The sequence below is a fragment of the Corynebacterium camporealensis genome (assembly GCF_000980815.1).
Lineage (GTDB): Bacteria > Actinomycetota > Actinomycetes > Mycobacteriales > Mycobacteriaceae > Corynebacterium > Corynebacterium camporealense.
On sequence record NZ_CP011311.1, the window covers coordinates 223,190 to 248,777 of the forward strand.

At 60.9% G+C, this 25,588-nt stretch carries 18 protein-coding genes; 11 read left to right on the top strand and 7 right to left on the bottom strand.

Annotated features, from left to right (window positions below):
• Positions 1-472 precede the first annotated feature (472 nt).
• Positions 473-1,885, top strand: coding sequence for a dihydrolipoyl dehydrogenase (gene lpdA, locus UL81_RS01125; protein WP_035107265.1), 1,413 nt, complete (start codon positions 473-475; stop codon positions 1,883-1,885).
• A gap of 101 nt (positions 1,886-1,986) precedes the next feature.
• On the opposite strand, the gene ramB is transcribed toward lpdA, so the two are convergent.
• Positions 1,987-3,396, bottom strand: a complete 1,410-nt coding sequence (gene ramB, locus UL81_RS01130; protein WP_046453159.1) for an acetate metabolism transcriptional regulator RamB — start codon at positions 3,394-3,396, stop codon at positions 1,987-1,989.
• Positions 3,397-3,775: 379 nt separating this feature from the next.
• Between ramB and UL81_RS01135 the strand changes: the two genes are divergently transcribed.
• From UL81_RS01135 to UL81_RS01170, 8 genes are all read left to right on the top strand, one after another.
• Positions 3,776-4,531 (top strand): succinate dehydrogenase cytochrome b subunit, encoded by a 756-nt coding sequence (locus UL81_RS01135; protein WP_035107264.1) that lies wholly within the window; start codon positions 3,776-3,778, stop codon positions 4,529-4,531.
• 14 nt (positions 4,532-4,545) lie between these two features.
• Positions 4,546-6,561 (top strand): fumarate reductase/succinate dehydrogenase flavoprotein subunit, encoded by a 2,016-nt coding sequence (locus tag UL81_RS01140; protein WP_035107261.1) that lies wholly within the window; start codon positions 4,546-4,548, stop codon positions 6,559-6,561.
• Positions 6,561-7,310 carry a succinate dehydrogenase/fumarate reductase iron-sulfur subunit gene (locus UL81_RS01145; RefSeq protein WP_035107258.1) on the top strand — a complete coding sequence of 250 codons (750 nt, stop codon included), beginning with the start codon at positions 6,561-6,563 and terminating at the stop codon, positions 7,308-7,310. Before UL81_RS01140 ends, UL81_RS01145 begins: the two co-directional genes overlap by 1 nt.
• A gap of 47 nt (positions 7,311-7,357) precedes the next feature.
• Positions 7,358-7,732 (top strand): hypothetical protein, encoded by a 375-nt coding sequence (locus tag UL81_RS01150; RefSeq protein WP_046453160.1) that lies wholly within the window; start codon positions 7,358-7,360, stop codon positions 7,730-7,732.
• A 103-nt stretch (positions 7,733-7,835) separates the two neighbouring features.
• A complete protein-coding gene (locus UL81_RS01155; RefSeq protein WP_035107257.1) occupies positions 7,836-9,134 on the top strand; it encodes a DUF445 domain-containing protein in 1,299 nt (432 codons plus the stop codon).
• A gap of 36 nt (positions 9,135-9,170) precedes the next feature.
• Positions 9,171-9,674, top strand: coding sequence for a CGLAU_01105 family protein (locus UL81_RS01160; protein ID WP_046453161.1), 504 nt, complete (start codon positions 9,171-9,173; stop codon positions 9,672-9,674).
• Positions 9,675-9,696: 22 nt separating this feature from the next.
• On the top strand, positions 9,697-9,987 hold the full coding sequence (locus UL81_RS01165; RefSeq protein WP_035107255.1) for a DUF2516 family protein: 291 nt from the start codon (positions 9,697-9,699) through the stop codon (positions 9,985-9,987).
• Positions 9,988-9,993: 6 nt separating this feature from the next.
• Positions 9,994-10,425, top strand: coding sequence for a deoxyribose-phosphate aldolase (locus UL81_RS01170; protein ID WP_035107253.1), 432 nt, complete (start codon positions 9,994-9,996; stop codon positions 10,423-10,425).
• 42 nt (positions 10,426-10,467) lie between these two features.
• On the opposite strand, the gene UL81_RS01175 is transcribed toward UL81_RS01170, so the two are convergent.
• From UL81_RS01175 to UL81_RS01185, 3 genes are read right to left on the bottom strand one after another with little or no spacing between them, the layout of a single operon-like run.
• Positions 10,468-11,256 (bottom strand): LmeA family phospholipid-binding protein, encoded by a 789-nt coding sequence (locus UL81_RS01175; protein WP_035107251.1) that lies wholly within the window; start codon positions 11,254-11,256, stop codon positions 10,468-10,470.
• Positions 11,257-11,293: 37 nt separating this feature from the next.
• Entirely contained in the window at positions 11,294-12,097 is an 804-nt protein-coding gene (locus tag UL81_RS01180; protein WP_035107248.1) for a hypothetical protein, read from the bottom strand.
• 21 nt (positions 12,098-12,118) lie between these two features.
• On the bottom strand, positions 12,119-12,610 hold the full coding sequence (locus UL81_RS01185; RefSeq protein ID WP_035107245.1) for a DUF2505 domain-containing protein: 492 nt from the start codon (positions 12,608-12,610) through the stop codon (positions 12,119-12,121).
• Between the two features lie 24 nt (positions 12,611-12,634).
• Here UL81_RS01185 and UL81_RS01190 point away from each other — a divergent pair, with 24 nt between their 5' ends.
• Complete coding sequence (locus UL81_RS01190) at positions 12,635-13,762, top strand: UDP-N-acetylmuramate dehydrogenase (RefSeq protein WP_046453162.1); 1,128 nt, start codon at positions 12,635-12,637, stop codon at positions 13,760-13,762.
• A 271-nt stretch (positions 13,763-14,033) separates the two neighbouring features.
• Here the strand turns inward: UL81_RS01190 and UL81_RS01195 are convergent, their stop codons facing one another.
• Positions 14,034-14,498, bottom strand: coding sequence for an S-ribosylhomocysteine lyase (locus UL81_RS01195; RefSeq protein ID WP_035107243.1), 465 nt, complete (start codon positions 14,496-14,498; stop codon positions 14,034-14,036).
• 72 nt (positions 14,499-14,570) lie between these two features.
• Between UL81_RS01195 and UL81_RS01200 the strand changes: the two genes are divergently transcribed.
• On the top strand, positions 14,571-15,764 hold the full coding sequence (locus UL81_RS01200) for a YihY/virulence factor BrkB family protein (protein WP_046453163.1): 1,194 nt from the start codon (positions 14,571-14,573) through the stop codon (positions 15,762-15,764).
• A gap of 10 nt (positions 15,765-15,774) precedes the next feature.
• Here UL81_RS01200 and UL81_RS01205 read toward each other — a convergent pair whose 3' ends face one another.
• Together UL81_RS01205 and UL81_RS01210 are read right to left on the bottom strand one after the other, a co-directional pair.
• On the bottom strand, positions 15,775-16,011 hold the full coding sequence (locus UL81_RS01205) for a hypothetical protein (protein WP_035107241.1): 237 nt from the start codon (positions 16,009-16,011) through the stop codon (positions 15,775-15,777).
• Between the two features lie 119 nt (positions 16,012-16,130).
• Positions 16,131-25,187, bottom strand: coding sequence for a type I polyketide synthase (locus UL81_RS01210; RefSeq protein WP_035107239.1), 9,057 nt, complete (start codon positions 25,185-25,187; stop codon positions 16,131-16,133).
• Positions 25,188-25,588 lie beyond the last annotated feature (401 nt).

Sequence of the window (25,588 nt, forward strand, 5' to 3'; positions counted from 1 at the left end):
GACTAAATCTATCAGGAATAACGCGCAAATGGTGGTGCGCAAGTGATTATTGTGTCATAATTTCCAGCGTCGGAGTCTGGCAAGTGCAGCAGATGTAACGTCTTTTCCCAGCACTTCGTTAAACAATGTGTGTAAGCCCGCGCCGCAGTCTTGGCGGCCGACCCCAAACTTTGCAGAAAAGAGTGCAGCATGAACGCAATCGATACCTTTATCGTCCAGATCAACGAAATCCTCGGCGAGTGGATCCACATGGGCTCTTCCATGTCCTCCGTTGCCGCACTGAACCTGGGCATGTTCTAAGCCTGGCACTATTTTCAGAAAAGCCCGCTGCTTCCTAAGGGGAGGATCCATTGAGGATCCTCCTTATTTAAAGGACTCGGCGGGCTTTGTCGTGCCTACGTGTGAGGGCAATAGCAAAGAAAACTCGAGGCGATGGGAGACACACGTAATAAAGTTACGTATCCTGTAGGACGTGACTAAAGAACATTTTGACGTTGTAGTACTCGGCGCGGGCCCTGGCGGCTACGTGTCCGCCATCCGCGCAGCACAGCTTGGCAAGAAGGTTGCCGTTGTGGAGAAGCAGTATTGGGGCGGCGTGTGCCTCAATGTCGGCTGTATCCCTTCCAAGGCGCTTCTGAAGAACGCTGAGGTTGCCCACATCTTTAACCACCAGGCCAAGGACTTCGGCATCTCCGGTGATGTTGAGATGTCCTTCGAGGCTGCCCACAAGCGTTCCCGCAAGGTTTCTGCGGGCATCGTCAAGGGCGTGCACTACCTGATGAAGAAGAACAAGATCACCGAGATCAACGGCCTGGGCTCCTTCAAGGATGACAAGACCATCGAGATCACCGAGGGCGACGACGAAGGTAAGACCATCACCTTCGACAACTGCATCATCGCCACCGGCTCTGTGGTTAAGTCCCTGCCGGACGTTGAAATCGGCGGCAACATTGTCTCCTACGAAGAGCAGATCCTGGACGAGGAAGCTCCAGACTCCATGGTCATCGTGGGCGCTGGCGCCATCGGTATGGAGTTTGCTTACGTTCTGGCTAACTACGGTGTGGACGTCACCATCGTGGAGTTCATGGACCGCGTTCTGCCGAACGAGGACAAGGATGTCTCCAAGGCAATCGCACGCGAGTACAAGAAGCTCGGCGTGAAGCTGCTGACCGGTTACAAGACCACCTCCATCAAGGACAACGGCGACGACGTGACCGTCGAGGTCGAGTCCAAGGATGGCAAGAAGACCGATTCCCTGACGGTGGACCGCTGCATGGTCTCCATCGGTTTCGCACCGCGCGTGAAGGGCTTTGGCCTGGAAAACACCGGTGTTGAGCTGACTGACCGCGGCGCCATTGATGTCGATGAGCGTATGCGCACCAACGTTGATGGCATCTACGCAATTGGCGATGTCACCATGAAGCTGCAGCTGGCTCACGTTGCTGAGGCACAGGGCGTGGTTGCTGCTGAGACCATCGCAGATGCAGAGACTGAGCTGCTCGGCGATTACCAGATGATGCCGCGCGCTACCTTCTGTAACCCACAGGTTGCTTCCTTCGGTTACACCGAGGAGCAGGCACGCGAGAAGTTCTCCGACCGCGAGATCAAGGTCGCTTCCTTCCCGTTCTCCGCTAACGGTAAGGCTGCTGGTCTGAACGAGACCGCTGGCTTTGTGAAGCTGGTTGCTGACGGCGAGTTCGGCGAGCTGCTGGGCGGCCACATGGTTGGCTCGAACGTCTCCGAGCTGCTGCCGGAGCTGACCCTGGCACAGCGCTTCGACCTCACCGCTGAGGAAATCGGACGCAACGTTCACACCCACCCGACCCTCTCCGAGGCCATCAAGGAAGCTGCCGAGGGCATCGGTGGCCACATGATCAACCTCTAAACAGAGACAACAAGCTTAAAGCGGCGCCCTGCGGGGCGCCGCTTTCGGCGTTTTATGACGCGCCGCCGAGGGCACGCTGTCACTCGTGAGTGCGCGGTGGTTTAGTAAGGAGCCACGGCGGAGCGGTGTGCGTCGATGGTGAGTGTTTCGTTGATTGGTGGGAAGGCGCGTTGGGCGCAGTTGACGCGGGGGCAGGTGCGGCAGCCGTTGCCAATCGGGGTGGCAGCGGACATGTCGGTGAGATCAAGGCCGGCGGCATAGACGGTGCGGTCGGCGTGGCGGGCTTCGCAGCCTAATCCAATGGCGAAGAGTTTGCTGTTATCGCCGTAGCGGCCCTGGTGGTGGCGAACTGCGCGCGATACCCAGAGGTAGTTGCGGCCATCCGGCATTTCGGCAAGCTGGCGGCAGATAACGCCGGGGCGGGAGAAGGTTTCGTAGATGTTCCAAAGCGGGCAGGTGCCGCCGGAGTTGGAAAAGTGCACGCCGGTAGCCGATTGACGCTTGGACATGTTACCGGCGCGGTCGACGCGCACGAAGGTAAAGGGGATGCCGCGCTGGTTGGTGCGTTGCAGGGTCGACAGGCGAGAGGCAACGGTTTCGTAGCCGACGCCAAAGACTTGGCAGAGGTATTCGACGTCGTAGCCGGAGTGCTCGGCCTCATGGTGGATAGAGGAGTACGGCAGCACGGTGGCTGCGGCGAAGTAGCTGGCGATGCCACGGCGGGCCAGGTCGAGAGAGGCCTGGGATGTGAAAGGTTCGTTGGCAACGAGGCCGTTGATGGTTTCGCCGGCCTCTAGGAAGCCGAGCTCGGCAGCCATGCGGAAGGCGCGCTGGCCTTCGGTCAGGCGGCTGGCCAGACGGAAGGTGCCGGACTCGCGGTCGAAGCGGTGCAGGGTGCCGTCCATTTGGTCGGTGGTGATGATGTCGACGTTGTGCTTGTCGCGCAGGCGAGCGGCGATGGCGCGTTCGGTATCGCGGATTTGGAAGCGGGTGACGTCTAGCTCGCCGGCGAGTTCCTCGGCGTGGTGGTCGAGGTCGTCGAGGTAGTTCTGGCGTGCGTAGAAGAAGTCGCGGACTTCGTCGTGCGGCATTGACAGTGCTTGGGCAGCCGTGGCGGTGCGACGGGCGTCGGTAGCCAGGGAGAGTTTGTCGCGGACGTTGCGGTAGCGGCGGTGGACATCGACAAGCGTGCGCGCCACGGTGGGGTGGTTGTAAACCAGCTCAGAGAGCTCTTGGAGCTCCACGGGGGAGGGGGAGAGCTCTTTGTCCTGGATGACGTCCTGGATTTCGGCCAGGAGGCGGGAGTCATCGTCACGCGAGAAGAACGTGGCATCCACGCCGAATGCCTCGGTGATGCGCAGTAGCACAGGCACGGTTAAGGGACGTACGTCGTGCTCAATCTGATTGACGTAGCTGGCGGACAGCCCGAGGGTGGCGGCGAGTGAAGCCTGGCTCAAATCACGCTCGCGGCGCAATTGGCGCAGGCGGGAGCCAACGTAGGTTTTGCTCATGCGCCACAGAGTACCTGCGTGTGACTGCTGTAACAGCAATTTTGCAAACCTTTTGTGAAGAAGCTTCGCCTAGCTGAGAGTTGTATGGGGTTTCTGATTAAAACCCCACGAAAGTTTGACACATTAAGGGGTGAATCAGTCACTTCCGTAACACGGGGGTGATCAAGCTCACATATTGCTGAACAATACGCAACACTCATATTGCGTAAATAACACAAGTAAAGGTAGTGGCGTTTTAGGAACAAAAACCTTAGCCGATCCTTACCTAAATTAATTTCCCCAGCTAAGGGGAACAGGACAAGCGTTCCATAATTGTTCCGAATAGAAGTAGTGGCCAGCGCTAAGGCCGTCGTATGGTGATTGGGACTATGGAGGTGTCATGACTGTTAAAAATCCTGACCGTGAGGCTCTCGCTCACGGCCGCATCACTAATGAACCAATTCGTCAGAAGCCAGGAGTGCCCACCTGGGCGCTGAAGCTGGGTATGGCCATCACTGGCCTGTTCTTTGCTCTCTTCGTCGTCGGCCACATGGCCGGCAACCTGAAGCTGTACATGCCTGCCAAGGACGGCGAGGAAGCCCTCGACGTCTACGGTTCCTTCCTGCGAACCATGGGCGAGCCGCTGCTGCCGGCAGGTACCCTGCTGTGGATCATCCGTATCGTTCTGATCGCTGCGGTCCTCATCCACATCTACGGTGCGTTCGCACTGACCGCCCGCTCCAAGCAGGCACGCGGTAAGTTCAAGCGCTCCAACCTGATGGGCGGCATGGATTCCTTCGCCACCAAGACCATGCTGGTCACCGGTGTCTTCCTGCTGCTGTTCGTGGTCTTCCACCTGCTGGACCTGACCATGGGCGTTACCCCGGTTGCTCCGGAGGAGTTCGTACACGGCTCTGTCAAGGCCAACATGATCGCGACCTTCAGCCGCTGGCCGGTCACCATCATCTACGTGCTGGCAATGATCTGCCTGTTCCTGCACCTGACCCACGGCATCCGCCTCGCGGCTTCCGACCTGGGCATCACCGGTGCAAAGTGGCGCCAGACCTTCCTGGTGCTGGCTTACATCATCCCGGCAGTTGTCTGCATCGGCAACATCGTTATGCCTTTGTCCGTCGCCCTGGGCTGGGTTAGCTAAAGGAGTTATCACCCATGACTAACACTGAACTGAAGCGTGAGCACCCTGACTTCACGCACCCGAAGTCCACTATTGCGGGCGTGAGCGTCGGTAACATCCTGGAGTCCAACGAGCCACACGGTGTTCCGATGAAGGACATGTGGGGCTACCACAAGGACCACATGGAGCTGGTCTCTCCGTTGAACCGTCGTAAGTTCGACATCGTGGTTGTTGGTACCGGCCTGTCCGCTGGCGCAGCTGCTGCCTCCCTGGGCGAGCTGGGCTACAACGTGAAGGTCTTCACCTACCACGACTCCCCGCGTCGTGCGCACTCGATTGCTGCACAGGGTGGTGTGAACTCCTCCCGTTCCAAGAAGGTGGACAACGACTCCGCTTACCGCCACACCAAGGACACCGTTAAGGGCGGCGACTACCGTTGCCGTGAGTCCGACTGCTGGCGCCTGGCGTCCGAGTCCCCGCGCGTTATCGACCACATGAACGCTATTGGTGCACCGTTCGCCCGTGAGTACGGCGGCACCCTGGCCACCCGTTCCTTCGGTGGTGTACAGGTCTCTCGTACTTACTACACCCGTGGTCAAACAGGTCAGCAGCTGCAGCTGTCCACCACTTCGGCGCTGTACCGCCAGATTGGCCTGGGCAACGTGGAGCTGTTCGCGCACCACGACCTGCAGGACATCATCACCTACAACGACAACGGCACCAAGCGTGCCGGTGGCATCGTTACCCGTAACCTGATTACCGGCGAGCTGAAGGCCTTCACCGGCCACGCAGTCATCCTCGGTACCGGTGGTTACGGCAACGTCTACCACATGTCCACCCTGGCAAAGAACTCCAATGCTGGTGCGATGATGCGTGCTTACGAGCAGGGCGCATACATTGCTTCCCCGGCGTTCGTGCAGTTCCACCCGACCGGCCTGCCGGTCAACTCCGAGTGGCAGTCCAAGACCATTCTGATGTCCGAGTCGCTGCGTAACGACGGCCGCATTTGGTCCCCAGTCACCGAAGGTGATGACCGCGACCCGAAGGATATTCCGGAAGAGGAGCGCGACTACTTCCTGGAGCGCCGCTACCCGGCCTTCGGCAACCTGGTTCCGCGTGACGTGGCATCTCGTGCCATCTCCCAGCAGATCAACAAGGGCCTGGGCGTTGGACCGCTGCACAACTCGGTGTACCTGGACTTCCGTGACGCCATCGAGCGCCTCGGCAAGGACAAGATCCGTGAGCGTTACTCCAACCTCATTTCCATGTACGAAGAGGCCATCGGCGAGTCCGCTTACGAGACCCCGATGCGTATTGCACCGACCTGCCACTTCACCATGGGCGGCCTGTGGACCGACTTCAACGAGATGACCGCCATCGACGGCCTGTTCGCCGCCGGTGAGTGCTCCTGGACCTACCACGGTGCTAACCGCCTGGGCGCTAACTCCCTGCTGTCCGCATCTGTTGACGGCTGGTTCACCCTGCCGTTCACCATCCCGAACTACCTGGCTCACCACCTGGGTGAGGCCAAGCTGGCCGAGGATTCCGCAGAGGCTCAGGAAGCAGTACAGCGCGCACAGCAGCGCATTGAGCGTCTGATGACGGTGCAGGGCGAGGCCGCACACGGCCCGGCGTACTACCACCGCCAGCTCGGCGACATCCTGTACTGGGGTTGCGGCGTGTCCCGTAACGTCGAGGACCTCAAGACCGCCATCCAGAAGATTCGCGACCTGCGTTCTGACTTCTGGGCTAACGTCCGCATCCCGGGCAAGGCTGACGACATGAACCAGGTTCTCGAGTACGGTCTGCGCGTTGCTGACTACCTCGACCTGGGTGAGCTCATGTGCATCGACGCCCTGGACCGCGACGAGTCCTGTGGTGCGCACTTCCGCGACGACCACCTCTCCGAGGACGGCGAGGCAGAGCGTGACGATGAAAACTGGTGCTTCGTTTCCGCTTGGGGACCAGGCGCTCAGGAAGGCGAGTTCGTTCGCCACGCAGAGCCTCTGTACTTTGATTCGATCCCGCTGATGACAAGGAACTACAAGTAATGAAACTGACACTTGAGATCTGGCGTCAGGCCGGACCGACGCAAGAAGGCAAGTTCGAAACCATCCAGGTAGACGACGCTGCAGAGCAGATGTCCATCCTGGAGCTGCTGGACCACGTCAACGACGGCCTGATCGAGGAAGGCAAGGAGCCCTTCGCCTTCGCATCTGACTGCCGTGAGGGCATCTGTGGTACCTGTGGTCTGCTGGTTAACGGCCGTCCGCACGGCCCGGGCCAGAACACCCCGGCCTGCCAGCAGCGCCTGTTCCAGTTCAATGATGGTGACACCCTGAAGCTGGAGCCATTCCGCTCCGCTGCATACCCCATCATCAAGGACATGGTTGTGGACCGCGCCAAGCTGGACCACGTCATGGAGCAGGGCGGCTACGTCTCCATGGACGCCGGTACCGCACCGGATGCTGACACCCTGCACCTGAACCACGAGACCGCTGAGTACTCCCTGGACCACGCCGCATGTATCGGCTGTGGTGCTTGTGTGGCATCCTGCCCGAACGGTGCAGCCCACCTGTTCACCGGTGCGAAGCTGGTTCACCTGTCGCTCATGCCACTGGGCCAGGAAGAGCGCGGTCGCCGTGCTCGTTCCATGGTGGATGACCTGGAGCAGAACTTCGGCCACTGCTCGCTGTTCGGCGAGTGTGCAGATGTCTGCCCGGCTGGCATCCCGCTGACTGCTGTGAGTGCTGTTACTCGTGAGCGCGCACGAGCTGCTTTCCGCGGCAAGGACGACTAAGATAGAGTCAATACCAGGAATACTAGGAACGAGAGAAAGCTTCAGTCATGAGCGCTACCAACCACGCAGTTGCTGACCACTCTGCCGAGACTTACCCTGAGTTCTCCGGCAAGATTCAGGACACCTACATCGAGGGCTATGACCCGGTGTCCTACACCGCGCCGCACTCCTCCTTGCTGCGCACCTCCACCTGGGTTGGCATGGGTCTGATTCTTTCCGTGCTGCCGGCTCTGGGCATCCTGATTTGGGGCCTGGGCATCGAGATTTACCCCTTCGGTACCTCCGGTACCCACAACGCGATGACCTACATCCTCATCGGCGCAATCGCCGCCGTTGTCATTGGCATTGCCTCCATCGTGATGGTGAAGTTCGGTCGCCGCTACTACAGGCAGTACCGTAAGGAAACCGGTCGCATTAACTAGTTCCTGCGTGTAACACTTTCCTCCCCGTCGTCCCTCGTGGGCGGCGGGGACTAGTGCTTTTATAAGCTTTTTAAGACCAGCTAACCCCTAAAGAGGAGATTGCATGACCGCTCCCACTCGCCGGGCCGTTCCGGGCCCGTCCCCGGAGGTCGAAGCGCAGCGCCGGAAGACGCTGTTTCGCCACAAGTTCTTCGTTACCGCGCTGCTGGTTATCGCCGCGATTATTTTCCTGGCCTGCTCCTGGTGGCAGAATCAGCCTGGCGGGGCACCAGTGTGGGTCGGCTACGTGCGCGCGGCCGCGGAAGCGGGCATGGTCGGCGGCCTGGCAGACTGGTTCGCAGTCACCGCTATCTTCCGCCACCCCCTCGGTATCCCGATTCCGCACACCGCGCTGATTCCAAAGAAGAAGGATCAGGTCGGCGGTGCCTTAAGCGAATTCGTCGGCGAGAACTTCCTCAACGCCGAGCTCATTACCGAGAAGGTCTCTCAAGCCCAGCTGCCAGTCAAGGCAGGGCAGTGGCTCGCCCAAGAGCCCAACGCGGAGAAGGTCTCCCGCGAGGTCGGTCGCCTCACCGCGAATGCCGTGCGCGCCTTCGATCCGGAGGAGGCAGAGGCGATTATTCAAAGCCAGCTCATCGATAAGCTGGCCGAGCCGCAGTGGGGGCCACCGCTGGGCCGCGTGCTCGAGGGCCTGATTGCCGATGGCAAGGTCGAGCCTGTTGTCGACGAGGTCATCGGCTGGGGCCACAAGAAGATCTTGGGCATGGAAGATGAGGTCGTGCAGCTTATCGATGAGCGCATGCCCACCTGGGCACCACGCTTTGCCCGCAACCTCGTGGGCGAGAAGGTCTACCGCGAGCTGGTGCTGTGGATTGAAGACGTCGAAGAAGATGACAACCATGAGGCGCGCCAGGCGGTGCGGAGGGGCATCGCAAAGCTTGCCGATGACCTGCAGCACGACCCGACCATGATGGCCCGCATCGAATCCTTAAAGCAGGACGTCATGGGCTCTGGCCCCGTCCAGGGTGCTGCTGCATCGCTGTGGGAGACCGTCTCCGAAGCTCTGATTAACCAGGCCGAGGATCACACCTCGATTCTGCGTACCAAGGTGGTCAACCTGTGCCTGGAGTGGGGCAACAACATCCAAACCGACCCGGAGCTGCGTGACAACCTGGACAAGCGTCTGAATTCCGCCGTGCACTTCTTTGCCGAGAATTATTCCGGTGAGGTCACCAACATCATTTCTGAGACCATCGAGCGCTGGGATGCCGAAGAAGCCGGCGACAAGATTGAGCTGATGGTGGGTAAAGATCTGCAATTTATCCGTCTGAACGGCACGATCGTCGGTGCTATGGCAGGATTGGTGATCTATACGGTCAATCACTTGATTTTTGGAATCTAAATATCTCAACTGCCCGCTAACTACAAGGAGAATCCCATGGCTGAGCAGACCCCTGGCAACAACGACAACAACAAGGTCTTCGACAGCATCAAGAATGCTGGCGCTTCCGCATTTGAGGTCGCTAAGGACTTCAGCGGTCGCCTGAAGGAAGATCGCGCCAATAAGGCTGATGCCGCTGGCGCTGACTCCGCCACCCAGGAAGCTGCCGACCAGGCTGCCAAGAACGCTGAGGACGGCAAGGAGTCCTTCATCGACCGCGCGACCGGCGTGGCTAAGGACTGGGGCGAGTCCATCAAGCGCGCTGCTGACGGCACCCGCGAGTCCGAGACTTTCTCTGAAGCCAAGGGCAAGATTGGTGCTGCCTACCAGGAGTCCCGCACCGCTGTGGGCGAGGCTGTCGACAAGGCTAAGGAGCGCCGCGCCGAGAAGAATTCGGCAACTGCAGGTGCAGGCGATAACATCAAGGATGACCGCGCGGCTGACGACATCATCGAAGGTGAAGTCGTCGAAGGCGGCGAGCACAATCCGAACCAGCCTTAAAAATTAGGACCTTCACCCACTAATGGACCCGCTTTTTATCATCGTTTTAAACCTGCACACTTACCTGTTCCGCATTTTGGCTATTGCGGGCGTGATTGGTGCAGCCGTTGCCGCTAGCACCCGCGAGGATGCTTTCCGCGCCGGCGATCGCCAAACCAAGTGGACCTGGGTTGCGATCCTGGCAGGTTCATCCTTTGCGCTGTTTACCGGCTTCCCCATCCTGGCCTGGGTGGGTGCCGTGGCCGTCGGCGTGTACTGGTTCGACGTGCACCCGCAGCTGCGCGCGATTATCCGCGGCGACTACAGCTACTAAGCCAGCATGTTAAACCTGCTGCTTGCCGATGCCCCCACCATCACCCAGCGTGCCAACGGTGCGGAGGTGCTCGTTGCACCGACCTATATCAGCGCCGCTGCGGCCGCTGGGGCCACACGCATCGTCACGGTGGCCGGTTATCCCACCGGCCGTCACCACAGCCTGATTAAGGCCTCTGAGGCCCGCCTCGCCGTCCAGATGGGCGCCGACGAAGTCTGGGTCAGCGTCGATGACACCATCGACGACGCCAACCATCTACTCGCCGATCTGGTCACCATTCGCGAAGCCTGCCCCAACCCGGCAAAGCTAGGCCTTCTCTACACCGAAGCAGCATTAAAGCCCGCCGAACAAGCGGGCTTCGATGTCATCATTACTCAGCCGGGAGAGGAGAGCCCGGAAACGGAACTCCACACCGTGGAGTTCCCAGACGGCGCTTAAGCGGACGGCGCGTAGGCCCCGTCCCCCACAGCAGCAAGCGGCTTAGCCCGCTTGCTGCTGCATTTCGGTGAACTGCGTTCCGACGTCCTGGAGCGGGATGTTCTCACCGGCAACGGTTAGCCGCAGCTGGCCGGAATCGACGAAGACATCTTCGACGCGCATGTCGCCGACGACCTGTTCTTCCATGCCGTTTTGCAGTGCATTAGAGACAGCATCCGAGGCCTGGTCTGGCAGGTTGAATCCAAACAGGGCGGTGTTCTCAGCGGTGAGGCGCAGTTGGCCATCGACAGCTTCTGGCTTCAGCGACAGTCGTGCAATGCCACCGGCGAACTCGATTTCTAGGACGTTGTCCTCGCCAACGGCGCGGATGTCGGTCACGACCATGTTACCGAGGTTCTCGCTACCAGACTGGTCCGCAATGTTCTTTTGGAAGGTAGCCAGCAAGAACTCATCCGGCACGGTCGTGGTGGCACGCATTTGGCCTGCGACCTGGTCTTGGACGTGCAGGTCGGAGACCTCTACGTCGGCAGCAGGCTGGCCCTTAATCTCGGTGCCGTTGACCTCCAGGGTGGATGGGGTCTTCATGTTCATCTGCGAAATCGTGCCGGAGACCATACCCCACAGCAGTGGCGTGCCACCGAAGGAGACCTCCGGGTCTTCAGAGACCTGGACGCCCTCGGCCTGGGCGGTTTCGTGGAAGTCATCGTTAATCTGGCTGCTGACAAACCAGCGCACGGCAAACTCGGCGATCAGCACGATGACAAGCAGTGCGACCAGGATTCCAACAATGATTTTCCACGCCGTCGAACCGGCGGATTTCTTAGCAGCCATGCTTAACAGTGTGACGCATGGGACGGAATCTAGCCAATTAACACACAGCCGCCCAGTCAATAGTTAGCGAATTGTCACGCAACCGGCGGCGGATGGGGCGGAGGGGATAGCCGGCATCGGCAAGCAATTGATGCGCCATGCGCCAGCGCACCCGCGGACCATGCGGTGCCCAGCCGGCGTTGTGATCCCAAGCGCGGTCGGCAGCCTGCAGCAGGTCGTAGATGGCCTCACCTGGCACATTGCGGTGAATGAGTACCTTCGGCAGGCGCTCCGCCAAATCCGAGGGGCGCTCGACGTCGAAAGGATCCCACGCCAACGTCAACGTGCGCGGGCCGTCCTTATCCAGCAGAATCCAGGCACTGCGCCGACCAAGCTCATCGCAGGTGCCTTCAATAAAGAACCCGCCCGGGGCCAGCCCAGCGCAGACGGTATCCCAGGCTTCCTGGACTTGGGAAACATCGTATTGGCGCAGCACATTAAACGCGCGGACCAACTGCGGACGATAACCGGCCAGCTCAAAGCCGCCGAGCTCAAAGCGCACGCCGTCCCGCGGCGGCAGCACTCGGGAGGGATCAATCTCGAGCCCGACAACCTCCACGGAAGGATTAATCCGCCGCAGCCAGTTAGCCCACTCCACAGTGGTGGTGTGCGAGGCGCCGTAGCCGACATCGAGAGCCAGCGGCCGCGACGTCCCACGCAACAACGGCCCAATCTCGGGGTGCGCGGCCACCCAACGGTCACAACGGCGCAGCCGATTCTGGTTCGTCGTACCGCGGGTAATAACGCCAAAAGGCCGACCCGCACTCGCGCTAGCGCGCAGATTATGTGCGTGATCGGCCATGGCTAAAGCTACGGAAGCCTTTTAGGAGTGGTTAGCGATCCACTGCTCGGTGAGGTTGCCCTCGTTGGTAAACAGCTCACCCAGGGCGTCGCCGACCTTCGGCTCGATGGCAGCGCCCATCATCGGGATGTTGACGGAGATTTCGTTGATGTAGGACAGCTTGGTGGTATCGCCCTCGCCGGTCAGGGAGATATCGCCCTTGAAGTCGACCGGGGTGCCCTTCACGTCAGCGGTGTAGTTGACGTCTGCGGCATTGCCGTCCAGCTTGCCGACGGTCACAACGCGCTTGACCTTAAGATCCTGGGACACCATCGCGCGCACTGCCTCTGGCAGCAGGGTGGTCGGCAGGATTTCGTAGAGGATGGCAACGTTGTCGGTGAAGTCGTGGACCTGGCCCGGATCCGGCGACAGGTTCTCCACGATGTACTCCCAGTAACCCTCGGTGAGCAGTGCCTCGTGCACCTTCTCGAGGGGCTGATTAATCGTTACGGTGTTTTCGCTACGGGTTGACATGATTTACAGACTACCTTGGTAGGCGTGCTTGATAAATTCCTGACCCAGAAGCTGGCCGCAATTAACGGTGTGGATCTCGACACCGAGACAACTTTTGCTGATCTCACCACCCTGCGCGTGGGCGGCACTCCTGCGCTTACGGTGCGTTGCACGCTTGCCGATGCCGCCGTGGACGCCCTCCGCATCCTCGACGAGGCCCAAGTACGCCAGGTGGTCATCGGTGGCGGCTCCAACCTCGTGGTTGCCGAAGGCGACGTCGACGTCGTCGCCGTGGTCCTGGAATTTGCCGACGTCTCCATCGACGAGGACTCCGGCATCCTGCGCGCCGAAGCCGGCGCCAACTGGGACGACGTGGTCGCCCAGTCCGTGAAGAAGAACCTTGGCGGCATTGAGTGCCTCTCCGGCATCCCCGGCACCGTCGGCGCCGTCCCGGTCCAAAACGTCGGTGCTTATGGCGCGGAAATCTCTGACGTCCTCCAGCGCGTTCGCCTCTACCACCGCCACACCGGCGTGGTCTCCTGGGAAGACGCCTCCGACCTCGACCTGGCTTACCGCTACTCCAACTTGAAGTTCACCGGCCGCGCCGTCGTCTTAGAAGTCGAACTCAAACTCACCACCGACGGCCTATCCACCCCACTGCGCTTTGGCCAGCTCACTCAGACGCCTGGCGAACAGCGCCCCGTCGCCGAAGTCCGCGACGAAGTCCTGGCTCTGCGCCGCGGCAAGGGCATGGTGCTCGACCCCGAAGACCACGACACCTGGTCCGCCGGCTCTTTTTTCACCAACCCGATTGTCACCAGCGATATCGCCGATGCCATCCAAGACAAAGTACGCTCCGAGCGCGGCGACGCCGATGCCGACCGCATGCCCCGTCACCCCGTGCATGCCCACGACGACATCAAGAACCCGGATGGCGAACCCACCGAAAAGCTTTCTGCCGCCTGGCTTATCGAGCGCGCCGGCTTCGCCAAAGGCTACCGCGGCAAAGGTCCCGCAACCTTATCGACCAAGCACACCCTGGCCCTGACAAACCGCGGCAACGCCACCGCCAACGACATCGTCGCCTTAGCCCGCGACATCCGCGACGGCGTCGCACAAGCCTTCAACGTCGAGCTCGTCCCCGAACCCGTCTGGATCGACCTCGAGTTCTAAAATCCCCACCCTACGGCCACTCCCGCGGCCAACCTCACGGCCGCGGGGTGTCGTTTTCGCCCCACTTTCTCGCCCGCGAGCCAAATTTCCGCCCAACTCGCGTAGCAAAAGGACACCTGCAGAAGTGTCTGCACGCAAAAACTATTAGGAATAGCGAAGGCCTTGGGTCCAGTCGTCCGGCTGGGGTCCCAGGGCCCTCTTCCTCTCCTGTCGTAACAGGCGGTTCTGCTGCCACTATAACTGATGCCTTAAGGCGTGGCTAGCAGGAGAATTACTCTGCCATTACGGTGAGCCACTCGTCCTTGGCCGCGAGGAAGTCGCGGGCGGCAGCTTGTGCACCTTCGAGGTCGTGGTGTGCGCCCCAGCCGCACTGCTTTTCGTTGGCGGCAGGGACCTCGGTGGCATTGAGGATGTCGTTGAGTGCGCCTTCCAGGGCAGGCAGGAAGTCGTCTTGCTTCAGGCCATTGGTGATGGCGTAGAAGCCGGTGCGGCAGCCCATGGGGGCAAAACCGACGAGGCGGTCGGTGTAGTTGCGCAGGAAGTTGGCCATCATGTGCTCGACGGAGTGCAGCGCCTTGGTATCCAGGTGGTCTTCGTTGGGCTGGCAGAAGCGCAGATCGTATTTGATGATCTCCACGCCACCGCCGAGATCAGTGCGGTCGGCGATGCGTACGTAGGGTGCATCGACGAGTCGGTGGTCGAGTTCAAAGGACTTTACGTTGAGTTTGTCAGCCATACCAAGCGAGTATATCGTTCCGCGCCGGGGTGTTGGCAGGACCTGGACGTATACTGCATTTATTCTGAAGGCATGAACTCAACGGCCTCACCCGTCTCCGAAGGAGATGAACCATCGAAGATCGCGCCGGCGAATTCTGCGGAATTCATCGACGTGGATGGCTACGACGATGCCTTCGACACCGGCAAGAAGAAAGTCCGGTTGTCGTGGAGCAGCTGGAAGCTGGTGCTGCGCCGCACCTGGACGGACTTTCTCTACCAGGCACTAGGCGACCGCGCGGCGGCGATGACGTACTTCACCGTCATGGCCTTTGCTCCGACGGTGCTGGCGCTGTATTCCTTGGCCACGTTGCTGTTTGCTTCACGACGAGACGAGGTCCTCGACCTGACCACCGGCTTTATTGAGGAATACGTGCCAGCGGACCTGGTTCCGCAGGCACTCGACCTGGTCAGTTCCATTATTGGCTCCGCGGCAGAAGGCACGTGGGCACTGGTGATCTCAGTGCTGGTCTCGCTGTTTTCTGCCTCTGCGTATGTCCGCGCTTTCTCGCGTACGGGCAATCTGGTCTACGGCCGCATTGAAGGCCGCGGGCTGATTCGTACCTGGGCCACGATGTGGGGCCTGACCATCTTCCTGGTGCTCGGCCTGGTCTTGGTGCTGTTTGCGAACTTGCTTCGCGATACCGTCATTACCGGCGTACTCGAACCCCTCGCTCAACCTCTGGGATTAGAAGGCCTGCTGGACTTCCTGCTCAGCATCTTCCTGCCTATCTGGGCCTGGGTCCGCTTCCCGTTGACCGTGCTGCTGGTCCTGGTGCTCATTGCAGTGCTCTACCACTTCGCGCCGAACGTGCGTCCGATTCGGTTCCGCTGGATTACCCCGGGCGCGATTTTCGCCCTGACTCTGAGCGTTGCCGTGTGGTCCCTGTTTGGTCTGTACCTGCGTCTCTACGCCGGAGCCAGCGCCTACGGCGCCGTTAGTACCGTCATGGCCGTCCTGCTGGCGGTGTGGGTCATGAATATCATCCTGATCATCGGCATCAAGATCGATGCAGAGGTTCTGCGCGTCAAGGAACTTCAGGTAGGCCTGGAATCCGAGCGCCACATCCAGGTCCCACCGCGCGACGATTCCGCTGCCGAGGCCCAAGTCCAAAAGCAGCTGGATCTCGAGTCCGATAGCCGTGACATCTCACGTGAGAGCCGCGACGCCAAGGATGTGGCATCCGCAGATGCCAACTCGGACGAAGCCAGCACCGACAAGCAGTGAAGCTTCGTCCTTAGTCCTCGCTGCTTCGGTGTCGGGCAACCACGAATGTGAGCATGGCAAGCACCGCAAGAATAAGCGGAATAGCGATCGAATCATTTCCTAGCAGCAGTGCTGCACCGCCGTACATAACCGCAGCGAGAGTGTAGAGCACCCAGGGTCCTTGAGAGCGAATGGCCCGGAAAGCCTGGAGGAGAGAATCAAAGGCTGCAAACGCCATAAAGAGTTGGCCGACGAAATAAGCGCTCATGTTACGTCCTTCAGTAGATGGTGCTCCCATCATTGTGCTGCATCCGGGCGTGGGGAGCAGAGGATAAACAACGAAAGAAGGAGTAGCGCGAAGCTACTCCTTCTTTTTACCTAGCCAGTTTAGGCCGGATAGGTGCCATCGGCGCCGAGGCGGGCATCGTCATCCAGGAGGAGGGCGATTTCGGCCTTCTTGGCATCGTCACCTGCTGGCAGACGACGGGATTCGATGGTCTCGAATAGTGGTGCGCGGCCGAGCATGCCGGCTTCGAAGCGGGCGTGGCCATCGGCAAGTCGGGCGTTAGCTTGCTCCTGCCACTGCATGGCAGCCTTTGCACCACGCTGCTGGGCAACCGCGGCGGCAAAGACACCCGGGTGGGCGTAAACCAGCAGGGCACTGACGTGGCCGAAGCCCAGGGAAGTCAGCGCGGCGGCCTTCACCTGGTGGCCGTGCGCTGCGATATCCAGCGGGGAACGCAGCCAGACCAGGTTCTTTGCCTTCGGCTCGATGAGCGGATCCACACAGTCCAGGGAGGCATTCGCAGGCAGCTTGCCAGTGCGGAAGACATCGATGATGCCGCCGGTCTGGAAGAGCGCTGCACCTGCCTTGGAGTGCCCGGTCAGGGTCTTTTGCGAGATGACAAACATTGGCTTGTCCTCATCGCGGCCGACTGCAGGCCACAGCAGGGAGTGCAGTTCCGACTCGTTCGGGTCGTTGGCGTTGGTGGAGGTGTCGTGCTTGGACAGGACGGTGACATCGTTAGGCGTAAGTCCCAGTCCGCGCAGCGAACGTGCCAGGCGGGAGTTCTCCCGACCACGGCCCGCACCCAGTGCGCCCAGGCCCGGAGCCGGGATGGAGGTGTGCGCGCCATCAGCATAGGACGCAGCGTGAGCAACGACAGCCAGGACCGGCAGGCCCATCTCCGCAGCCAGGGAACCGCGGACCAGGATGGCGGTACCGCCGCCTTCACCTTCCAGGAAGCCGCCACGACGACGGTCATTCGCACGGGAGATGAAGCGGTCATCGATACCCTGCTCGGTCATCGCGGCAGTTTCCGCGGTGGCGTTCATGTCACCGAAGCCGGTCAGGGACTCGACCTGCACGTCATCGATACCACCGGCAACCACGACGTCGGCCTTGCCCAGGGCAATCTTGTCGACGGCCTCCTCAATCGACACCGCCGCCGTCGCACAAGCACCAATCGGGTGAATCATGGAGCCATAACCACCGACCAGCGACTGCATGGTGTGCGCCGCAATGACGTTCGGCAGTGCTTCCTGCAGGATGTCGGACGGGCGATCCTCACCGAGCAAACGGGAGACGAAGACCTTGTGCAGGGACTCCATACCGCCAATACCGGTGCCTTGGGTGCTGGCAACCTGACCCGGGTGGACAGCCTGCAGCAGCTCGGCAGGGGAGAAGCCGGCTTGGATGAAGGCATCGACAGCAGTGGCCAGGTTCCATACCGCCATGCGGTCCAGGGAGGACAGCATGTGCTCCGGAATGCCCCAGCGTGCAGCGTCGAAGTCGTCCGGCATCTGGGCGGCCACGGTACGGCTCAAGGTTGCCTTACGCGGGATGCGCGCGGTAGCACCCTGCAGGCGGGTGACCTGCCACTCGCCATCTTCTTCAGACAGGCGGGTGAACTCCGGATCCGCAGCCTGAATGTCACGGGCGGTGGCCTCAGAATCCACAGCGAAGGACACATCGCGGTCCAGGTAAACCTCAGTCAGGTCAATCGACCCCTGGTCCACCAGGTGGTACTTGTCAGTCAGCTGACGGATACCGGCACGGGCGATGACTTCGTCGCGGAAGCGATCGTAAATCTCTTCCTCGGCAATCTCGGTGCCCTCAGCGTCGTACCAACCCGGACGCGGGTCCTCACTCCACTGCACCAGGCCGGTCATCCACGCCAGTTCCAGCACGCCCGCAGCACTCAGCTCTGGACGGCCATCGCGCTGCATGCCGTACTCCGCCTCAAAGCGGGTACGACCCGAACCCCAGGAGGAGACCTCACCGAGACCGGCGATAACAATCATGTCCTCGAGGTCAGTGCTGATGTTGCCGACCTCCACCTCGGAAGGCTGCACCACGCGCGCCGGGTTCGGCAGCGCAGCAATGGTGGCCGGGACCTCCGCGGAAGTTTCTGTCGAAACTTCCGGGTCCAAAGTGCGCAAGTCAATATTTTCCAGACCACCAGTCAGGTCCGCATCCAAAGGAGCAGCAGAAGCCTTCTCGCGGGACTCAGCAGTAGCCAGGTCCAGCAGCTCAGAAGTAATCTCCTCCGGCGTCCAGACGTGAATGCCAGCCTTCTCCGCAGCCGGCACGAGCACATCGTTGCCACCCATCAGGTGCGTACCCGCAACCCAACCAATACGCGGATGCGCCAAGGTCACACCAGCAGGCCAGCCGGCTTCGGAGCCCCACTTAGCGATGACCGCATCCAACGCAGCCTTCGCCTCACCGTAGGCACCATCGCCACCGAACATGCCGCGGTTCGGCGAGCCCGGCACCACCACGTGGCAGCGAGTGGCACTTGCCGACTCCTGCGCCAGTGCGGACAGTCCTGCAATCGTGCGCTCCAGTGACCACAGCAGCAGGCGTGCTTGGTTTTCGGCTGGTGCGCCGGCATCGGCAAGCGAGCCACTGACACCTGGTGCGGCAAACGGGAAGGCCAGCGTCGGCGTCAGTGCCGGCTTGGTCACCTTCACCTCAGTACCGACAGAGGTCTTCTGCTCCGTGCCAATCCAGTCCAGCAGGCTGTCGATGTCGCGGTAGCTCGACAGGTTCGTCGGCACCAGCCACAGCGCCGCACCGGCAGTGGCGTGCTCGGCATAGAGCTTGCGTGCAAATTCCTTACGACGCTGATCCACACGGGACGCGGTCATAATCACCGTGGCACCACCAGCCAGCAGCGCTTCGACAATCGCCGTGGCAATCGAGCCTGGCGCCGCACCAGTGACCAGCGCAACCTCGTCAGCCCAGTCACCGGACGGTGCCTCTTCGGCCACCGCAGCAATTTCTGCCAGCAGTGGGTTATCGGTCTGCTGTGCCCACCAGCGCGCCTGCTTTGCGACGGTCTCACCCGTACCGCGGAAACGGTTAAGCAGGGAGGAGACATCCTCGCACTGGTCAGTCGTGCCATTGCGCTTTGGTGCTTCATCGGAGCCGAGTGCCAGTCGTGCGAGTTCTTCGCGTGCGGAGGCCCAGCGGTCATCGAAAAGTACGGCGCGCTTGGCATCAAAGTTCGGACGCACCAGGTCCTGCCAGTTGCTGCCGAGCTCACCTTCGATGGTGGTCAGCACCTCCGCGTACTCGGCACCGGAGTTATCCGCCGGTTCCGGCACGTCCACGTGGCCCAGCTTGGCGAGTACCTCACGCGCAGTGGATGCCAGTACACCATTTTCGCCGGTCACGGTCTCAGCGAAGGCATCGAGTGCCGCGGAATCCACAACGGCACCGCCGCCACCGCCGGAGCCCGCATCACGGGAGACGGACACACCTTGGGCAGCAGCTACAGCCTCAACTGCCGCGTCAATGATGCCATTGGCGTCAGCCGCAGAGCTTGCCGATGTCGGCAGCGAGTTCAACTCACCACCACGTGCCGAGTCCTCAGTACGGGTACCCAGCAGAATCTCTGCCTCCACATGCGGCGTCCAGGACGCCGGCAGACCCCAGGTGCCAGTCACACGGTCACCAACAGCAGTTGGCTTCAAGCCAGCTGCACCAAAGAGCTGGCGCAGTCGCGCAGTCAGCGCCTCGGAAAGCACCGGACCAAACGGGGAGTAACCCGGCGCCGCAGTAGCAACCTGTCCACGCAGCGTAGCGACGTCCGCATCAGCTGCACCATCAATGGCCGGAACCCCAATCTCAGAGGACATATCCATCAGCAGCTGATTACGACGCGAAGACACACCATTAGTCAGCTCCTCAACAGTGTCACCGTCGAGAATCTGGTCCACACGCAGCTTGTTGTGGAAAGCAAAGAGCACCATGATGGCGTCGTCCGCGCCGAACGGAAGCTCCGGAGCGGCACCGCCAGAAGCAGCCGGTGCGGAAGGCGCTGGTGCAGCCTCTTGTGGAGCAGAGGATTCCGCAGGAGCGGAAGCTTCAGCCGGGGCCGAGTCAGCCGAAGCTTCAGCTTCTGCTTCATCGGTCGGAGCTGCTGCTTCGGGTTCCTCCGCAGCAGGCGCTGGGACGGCGTCATTGAGCATGACCTGGTCTTGGTCGCGCTCGACGTTGTAGACGTCGATGCCGGTGACACCTGCGACGTCGAGGGAGCGAGTCGCGAGGTTGGTCAGGGTTGGGGCAGAGGCGAGGCCAACTTCGATGAGCTGATCAACGCGGTCGAAGAGCAGCTCCTGGGTCTCGATCCAGCGGACTGGGGAGGCGAACTGCCAGGAGAGCAGTTCAATGAGCAGCAGGCGTGCGAGCTGCTGCGGCTCGAGGGAGGAAGCATCGAGGTTGTCGAGCTTTCCAGATGGGGCAAGAGGGGCGACGGTATCGACGAAGTCCTGGGTCAGCTCGAAAGGCTGAGCAACCAGGTTCGGGATGTAGCGTCCCACCAGAGCATCGAGGTCCAGCTCGTTCGGCAAAAGCTCGTCGAGCTTGTCTGCGAAGGCCGGAACGCCATCGCGCAGCACCGAGGAGTGGAATGGCACGTCGATGCCCGGGACCATGATGGCGGCGCGTGGGGTGGTGGAGGTGGCGTCATCGACAAGTGCGCGGATGCCAGCCTTAGTGCCAGCGACAGAGTACTGCTGACCGCGGATGTTGTAGTTGACGATCTCCAGGAACTCACCGGTGCGCTCCGAAACCTGAGCGACGTAGGCGTCGACCTCGTCGCCGGAAACACCAATCATGTTCGGGCGCAGGGCGGCCATGGCGTAGTTGGAGTTGCCGTCGGCATCGCGCTCGACGAGCTCACCCATGGCAGAACCGCGGGAGAAGACGATGTCGATAACGCCTTCGAGGTCAAAGATATTCGCCAGGGATGCCAGGGCGGTGTACTCGCCAAGGGAGTGGCCAGCGTAGAAGGCGCCCTCACCCAGAGCGTTCGCCTCGCGGAGACGTTCAGTCTGTGCGTAGGCAACCACAGCGAGTGCGACCTGGGTGAACTGGGTCAGGTGCAGTACGCCTTCTGGGTGGCGGAAGGTAGTACCACGTACGTTGAGCGTGGTCGGGTTGTCGTCGATGACGCGCTGGATGCTAAAGCCCAGGTTGTTGCGGGTGTGCTCATCCGCGCGACGCCACACTGCACGAGCAGCTGCCGAGGAATTGCGGTCGCCTTGACCCATACCCTCGGACTGAATGCCCTGGCCTGGGTAGATGTAAGCGGTACGCGGCTGTGCAACCAATGCCTGACCACGGGAGACAACCTCACCGTCAATGCGGCAGGTGACTTCCAGACCAGCACGGATACCCACGCGAGCGGTGCGCTCGACGGTGATCTCAACATCGTCATTGAGCTGCACCATGCCGTACATGGAGTAGGTCCAACCGGTGACCTCACCGTGCCTTGCAGCCAGGTGCTGCGCAGTAGCCGACAGCCACATACCGTGGACCAACGGTGCCTCAAGGTTGACCAGCTGCGCTGCGTTGGTGGAGGTATGAATCGGGTTGTAGTCGCCCGAGACAATCGCGAACGGAGTCATATCCGCAGGAGCGGTCACCACAGCGCGGTCGACAAAGGAACGCGGAGTCGTTTCCACCCCGGCGGAGGACTCTAGTCCTCCGCCCCATTCGGGAGCAGGCGCCGGCGCGTTGGTGCCGGACTGGCGGCCGCGGATGGCAAACCGCTGCATTTGGGTGGCGACCAGGTTGCCGTCGGTGTCGGTGAGTTCGAGTTCGACGGTGACGATGCGGCCCGAGGCGGACTCGTCGATGGCGCTGCACTGGGAGACGACGTTGATGCGCTGGCCGGTAGCCAGAGAGTGCAGGGGTACGCGCAGGTCGATGACGTGGTCGAGGTGGACTGCGTTGAGCAGGCCCTCGATGACGGGGAAGCCGTCTTCCAGCAGGCCAGAGCCCAGTGCGGTGTAGATGGCCGGCCAGCATGGTCCGACCAGGACGTCTGGGGTGCCGATAACGGCATCGTCGCTGGCAGGCAGTGCTGCGCCAGTGGTGTTGGTGTGTGCTTGCAGCAGGGATGGCGGCAGGTGGAAGGAGTAGCGAGCGCGACCGAATGGGGGCTCCTCAGAAACGGAGTCTTCCTCGATGACGGGCATCTCGGTGATTTCATCGCCTTGTTCGGCAGTAGAGCCGACACCGGCCAGGCCAGACAGCAGGGTAAAGACTGCATCCGGGAGGCGCTCGTCGGAGACGACCGGGCTGCCGCCGGTGGCGACATCGGAGGGAAGTTCCAGCGGAATGGTGACTTCGCGGACGTAGAAAGGACGCTGCTCAGCAGGGAGGTGATCCCAGTAGGAATCGGCGTTGATGACAATTTCCCAGTCGCCGTTGTCGTCCTGACGCAGCTCGTAAGCGTCGTCATCCATGGCGTATGCCGGGTTGGCCATCAGGTGGCCGTGCCAGAGCAGGGTAGGAGCCTTACGGATAAACGCTGCGGCATCTTCGGCAGCGGTCAGGCGGGAGAAGACGTCGAGTTCTTCAACACCGGCGGACTGCAGTGACTCCGTCGCCGCGGACTCGAAGCGAGCGAGAAGTTCAGCGACCGGCTCATTCTTCTTAGTGATACCCGCAACGGCGACAGGGCCAGGGATGATGCGGACTTCGTCGGCGTCGTAACGCTCGTCCTGAGCTTGCCACAGGGTGTCCTTGCCGAACCAGGATTTGAGGTCACCATCAATAGCCGGCACCCACGGCATTGGCTTGACGTGCTTATAGTGCAGGGAAATCCACCACGCGGCATCGCGCGGGGAAACGGTGATTTCTTCGGCCTGCGGGTAGGCAGCCAGGAGCTTCTCGGCAGCAGCCGGGGCATCGGCGACCTCGTCAATGGAGGCAAAGAGAGTCTCAATTTCACCGTGGTCGGCATCGTTAAGACGGGCCTCAATGCGGTGCAGAAGATCGAAGAAACGGTCATCCCAGGTCGGATCCACGAATGGGTGCGCGAGCTTCACAAAGCGCTTAACCCACTGTGCGTAGGTCATCTCTTCGACATCGCCGAAGTAAGGCTTCGAGGTCTTGTTGAGTGCCTCGATGATTTCATCGCGGCGGGCTGCGTACTCACTCGGCGGGGTAGCAGTAATCAGGCGGGACGCGGCGGCGAAAGAGTTGTCGATGTCGTGGATATCGGCAAGCAAGTGCGACTGGGAGGAAGCCACACCACCAGCACCGGTACCGCGGCCGACCCAACCGCCGTTATCGTCCGGGGAGACACCCGGGGTGTTAACCAGCAGTTCCTTGACCGAATCGGTGGCCTTGGCTTCCTTGGTGGCCATCGCTACGGTGCCAATGAACACCGAATCCACCGGCATCGCTGGCAGGCCGTAGCCCTCAGACCAGGAACCGGTCAGGTACGACGCGGCGCGCTCCGGGGTGGAAATACCGCCACCGACAGCCAAAATCACATTCTCATGCGCGCGAATCTCAGCGTAGGTCGCGCGCAGCATGTCATCGAGGTTCACCCACGAGTGGTGACCACCGGCATGGCCGTCTTCGACCTGCATGATGATGGACTCATTCGGATACGCTGCCGCAATAGCGAGCACGCTGCGAATCTGCTCGGCAGTACCGGGCTTGAAGGACAGGTACGGGAAGCCATCGGCATGCAGACGCTCAATGAGCTCACCTGCTTCGTCGACCTCCGGGATACCTGCGGAAATACACACACCATTAAACGGTGCACCAGCCGCACGAGCCTTGGGCACAATGCGGGTCTGGCCAAACTGCAGGTTCCACAGGAAGCGGTCGAAGAACATCGTGTTGAACTGCGCAGTACGGCCTGGCAGCAGGTGCTTTTCCAGTACCTCACGATGGTGGCTAAAGACCTCTTCGGAATACATACCGCCACCGGCCATCTCAGTCCAGTGACCAGCATTAGCAGCCGCGGCGACAATCTCACCATCGGCAGAAGTCGGCGTCATGCCACCGAGCATGATGGGCGACAGGCCAGTGAGATCCGAAAAACGAGTCTGGGTGTAGGTCTTACCATCGGGCAGGCGAATCAGGCGCGGTGCGAAATCCTTGTAGTCGGTTGCCTCAGCCAGCTGCACGCCAGGTGTTGCCAGTGCATCGCGGGCACCGACGCTGGAAGCATCCACCATGCGTGCACCAGTGCCGGCCACCAGTGGCGCGGTCAACTTGCCCAACGCGGCATCTAAGCTCACGAAATCCGTGCATCCGGCTTCCACGGCATCGGCAATAGCCTGCGGCCAATCATGCACCTCCACCAAGATGGCAGTGCCTTGCGATGCCGCAACCTCCTCATCCACACCACACTGCCGTGCGAGCTCAACAGTGCGCTCAGCTGCGGAGGTCAGTACCGAGTTGTGGAAAGGCAGTGCCACAGGCAAGTAATCAAAGCGCGGCGACAGCACGTCACCACCGCGCACACCGGCATCGAGTGCTTCATTTTCCGTGGAAGCTGCAGCATCCAGCGCGGCTTCCACCTTGGCGAGGTCGTCCGGACGGCCAGAAACCACTACGTGCTGCGGACCATTAATCACCGCAACCGCTGCCGTTCCGGTCAGCGCCGATTCCACGAATTCACGGGAGAGTCCACGCACCGACAGCATGTGGCTGCGGGTATCAGTACCCCACTCCGCGGTAGCCGCAGTACCCATCAGCACTGCCAGCGTCAGCGCCGTTTCCGGCTCCGATGCCGCCAACACACCCAGGCTGCCCTGCGAATGACCCAGCGCCGATGCCGGCACCAAACCCAACGACGACAGGTGCTCAGCGGCCAAAATCTGGCCCAGCACAATGCCCGGAATGCTCACTGCAGGCAGCGCATCAATCGCGGCAGGGGAGTAGCTCGACTCGCCCACACCAGATTCGACTAGTTCCAGCAGACGCTCCACAGCACCCGGGCAGGTCGACGCAATGACACGCGCTGCCGGTCCAGTGGCTTCTTGCACGCCCTCAATAAGCTCCCGTGCCCGCTGCGCGGTAACAGGGTCTTGTCCAGCCTGGGCCAGGGTGTCCTGCCAGGCAGAAGCCTGCCCGGCAAACAACAAGGCGGGCTGGGGCATGGAAAGAATCGGAGTCAAAGACATGGTCCCTCTTTGCAGTAGGCAACAAATTCACACAGTTAGTTTGATCGCGCTAATCAAACCGGGTTACGACACCGTAACCCACGCAACACGAAAAAGCCGCGCAACTCGCTCGAAATGTGAGGTTTTTCTCACGTTAGCGATTGATACTAGCCACTACGCCCCATATCCGCACAATTTTTGCCAAAACCACGCACAAAAGCCCAGCTCAACTACACATTTCATTTAAAAGATGCGAGGTTGCCTACCCCGTGTCATACTGTCACTGCGAATGCGACGGCGTGTGTGTCCGAGGTCCTCCCCCGGAAGTTCGGACCCCCGTCGTATTCGCCCGTTTTAGGGCAATAACAACGGGCTATAGCTCAAAATGTGTTGTTTTACGGCGTGTCGTCGTATAGCTCAAA

What these genes read in the sequence shown, in the direction of transcription:
- ramB (WP_046453159.1), bottom strand. Translation starts at nt 3,396, where the DNA reads ATGAGCAAAACCTACGTTGGCTCCCGCCTGCGCCAATTGCGCCGCGAG.
- UL81_RS01135 (WP_035107264.1), top strand. Translation starts at nt 3,776, where the DNA reads ATGACTGTTAAAAATCCTGACCGTGAGGCTCTCGCTCACGGCCGCATC.
- UL81_RS01140 (WP_035107261.1), top strand. Translation starts at nt 4,546, where the DNA reads ATGACTAACACTGAACTGAAGCGTGAGCACCCTGACTTCACGCACCCG.
- UL81_RS01145 (WP_035107258.1), top strand. Translation starts at nt 6,561, where the DNA reads ATGAAACTGACACTTGAGATCTGGCGTCAGGCCGGACCGACGCAAGAA.
- UL81_RS01150 (WP_046453160.1), top strand. Translation starts at nt 7,358, where the DNA reads ATGAGCGCTACCAACCACGCAGTTGCTGACCACTCTGCCGAGACTTAC.
- UL81_RS01155 (WP_035107257.1), top strand. Translation starts at nt 7,836, where the DNA reads ATGACCGCTCCCACTCGCCGGGCCGTTCCGGGCCCGTCCCCGGAGGTC.
- UL81_RS01160 (WP_046453161.1), top strand. Translation starts at nt 9,171, where the DNA reads ATGGCTGAGCAGACCCCTGGCAACAACGACAACAACAAGGTCTTCGAC.
- UL81_RS01165 (WP_035107255.1), top strand. Translation starts at nt 9,697, where the DNA reads ATGGACCCGCTTTTTATCATCGTTTTAAACCTGCACACTTACCTGTTC.
- UL81_RS01170 (WP_035107253.1), top strand. Translation starts at nt 9,994, where the DNA reads ATGTTAAACCTGCTGCTTGCCGATGCCCCCACCATCACCCAGCGTGCC.
- UL81_RS01175 (WP_035107251.1), bottom strand. Translation starts at nt 11,256, where the DNA reads ATGGCTGCTAAGAAATCCGCCGGTTCGACGGCGTGGAAAATCATTGTT.
- UL81_RS01180 (WP_035107248.1), bottom strand. Translation starts at nt 12,097, where the DNA reads ATGGCCGATCACGCACATAATCTGCGCGCTAGCGCGAGTGCGGGTCGG.
- UL81_RS01185 (WP_035107245.1), bottom strand. Translation starts at nt 12,610, where the DNA reads ATGTCAACCCGTAGCGAAAACACCGTAACGATTAATCAGCCCCTCGAG.
- UL81_RS01195 (WP_035107243.1), bottom strand. Translation starts at nt 14,498, where the DNA reads ATGGCTGACAAACTCAACGTAAAGTCCTTTGAACTCGACCACCGACTC.
- UL81_RS01200 (WP_046453163.1), top strand. Translation starts at nt 14,571, where the DNA reads ATGAACTCAACGGCCTCACCCGTCTCCGAAGGAGATGAACCATCGAAG.
- UL81_RS01205 (WP_035107241.1), bottom strand. Translation starts at nt 16,011, where the DNA reads ATGAGCGCTTATTTCGTCGGCCAACTCTTTATGGCGTTTGCAGCCTTT.
- UL81_RS01210 (WP_035107239.1), bottom strand. Translation starts at nt 25,187, where the DNA reads ATGTCTTTGACTCCGATTCTTTCCATGCCCCAGCCCGCCTTGTTGTTT.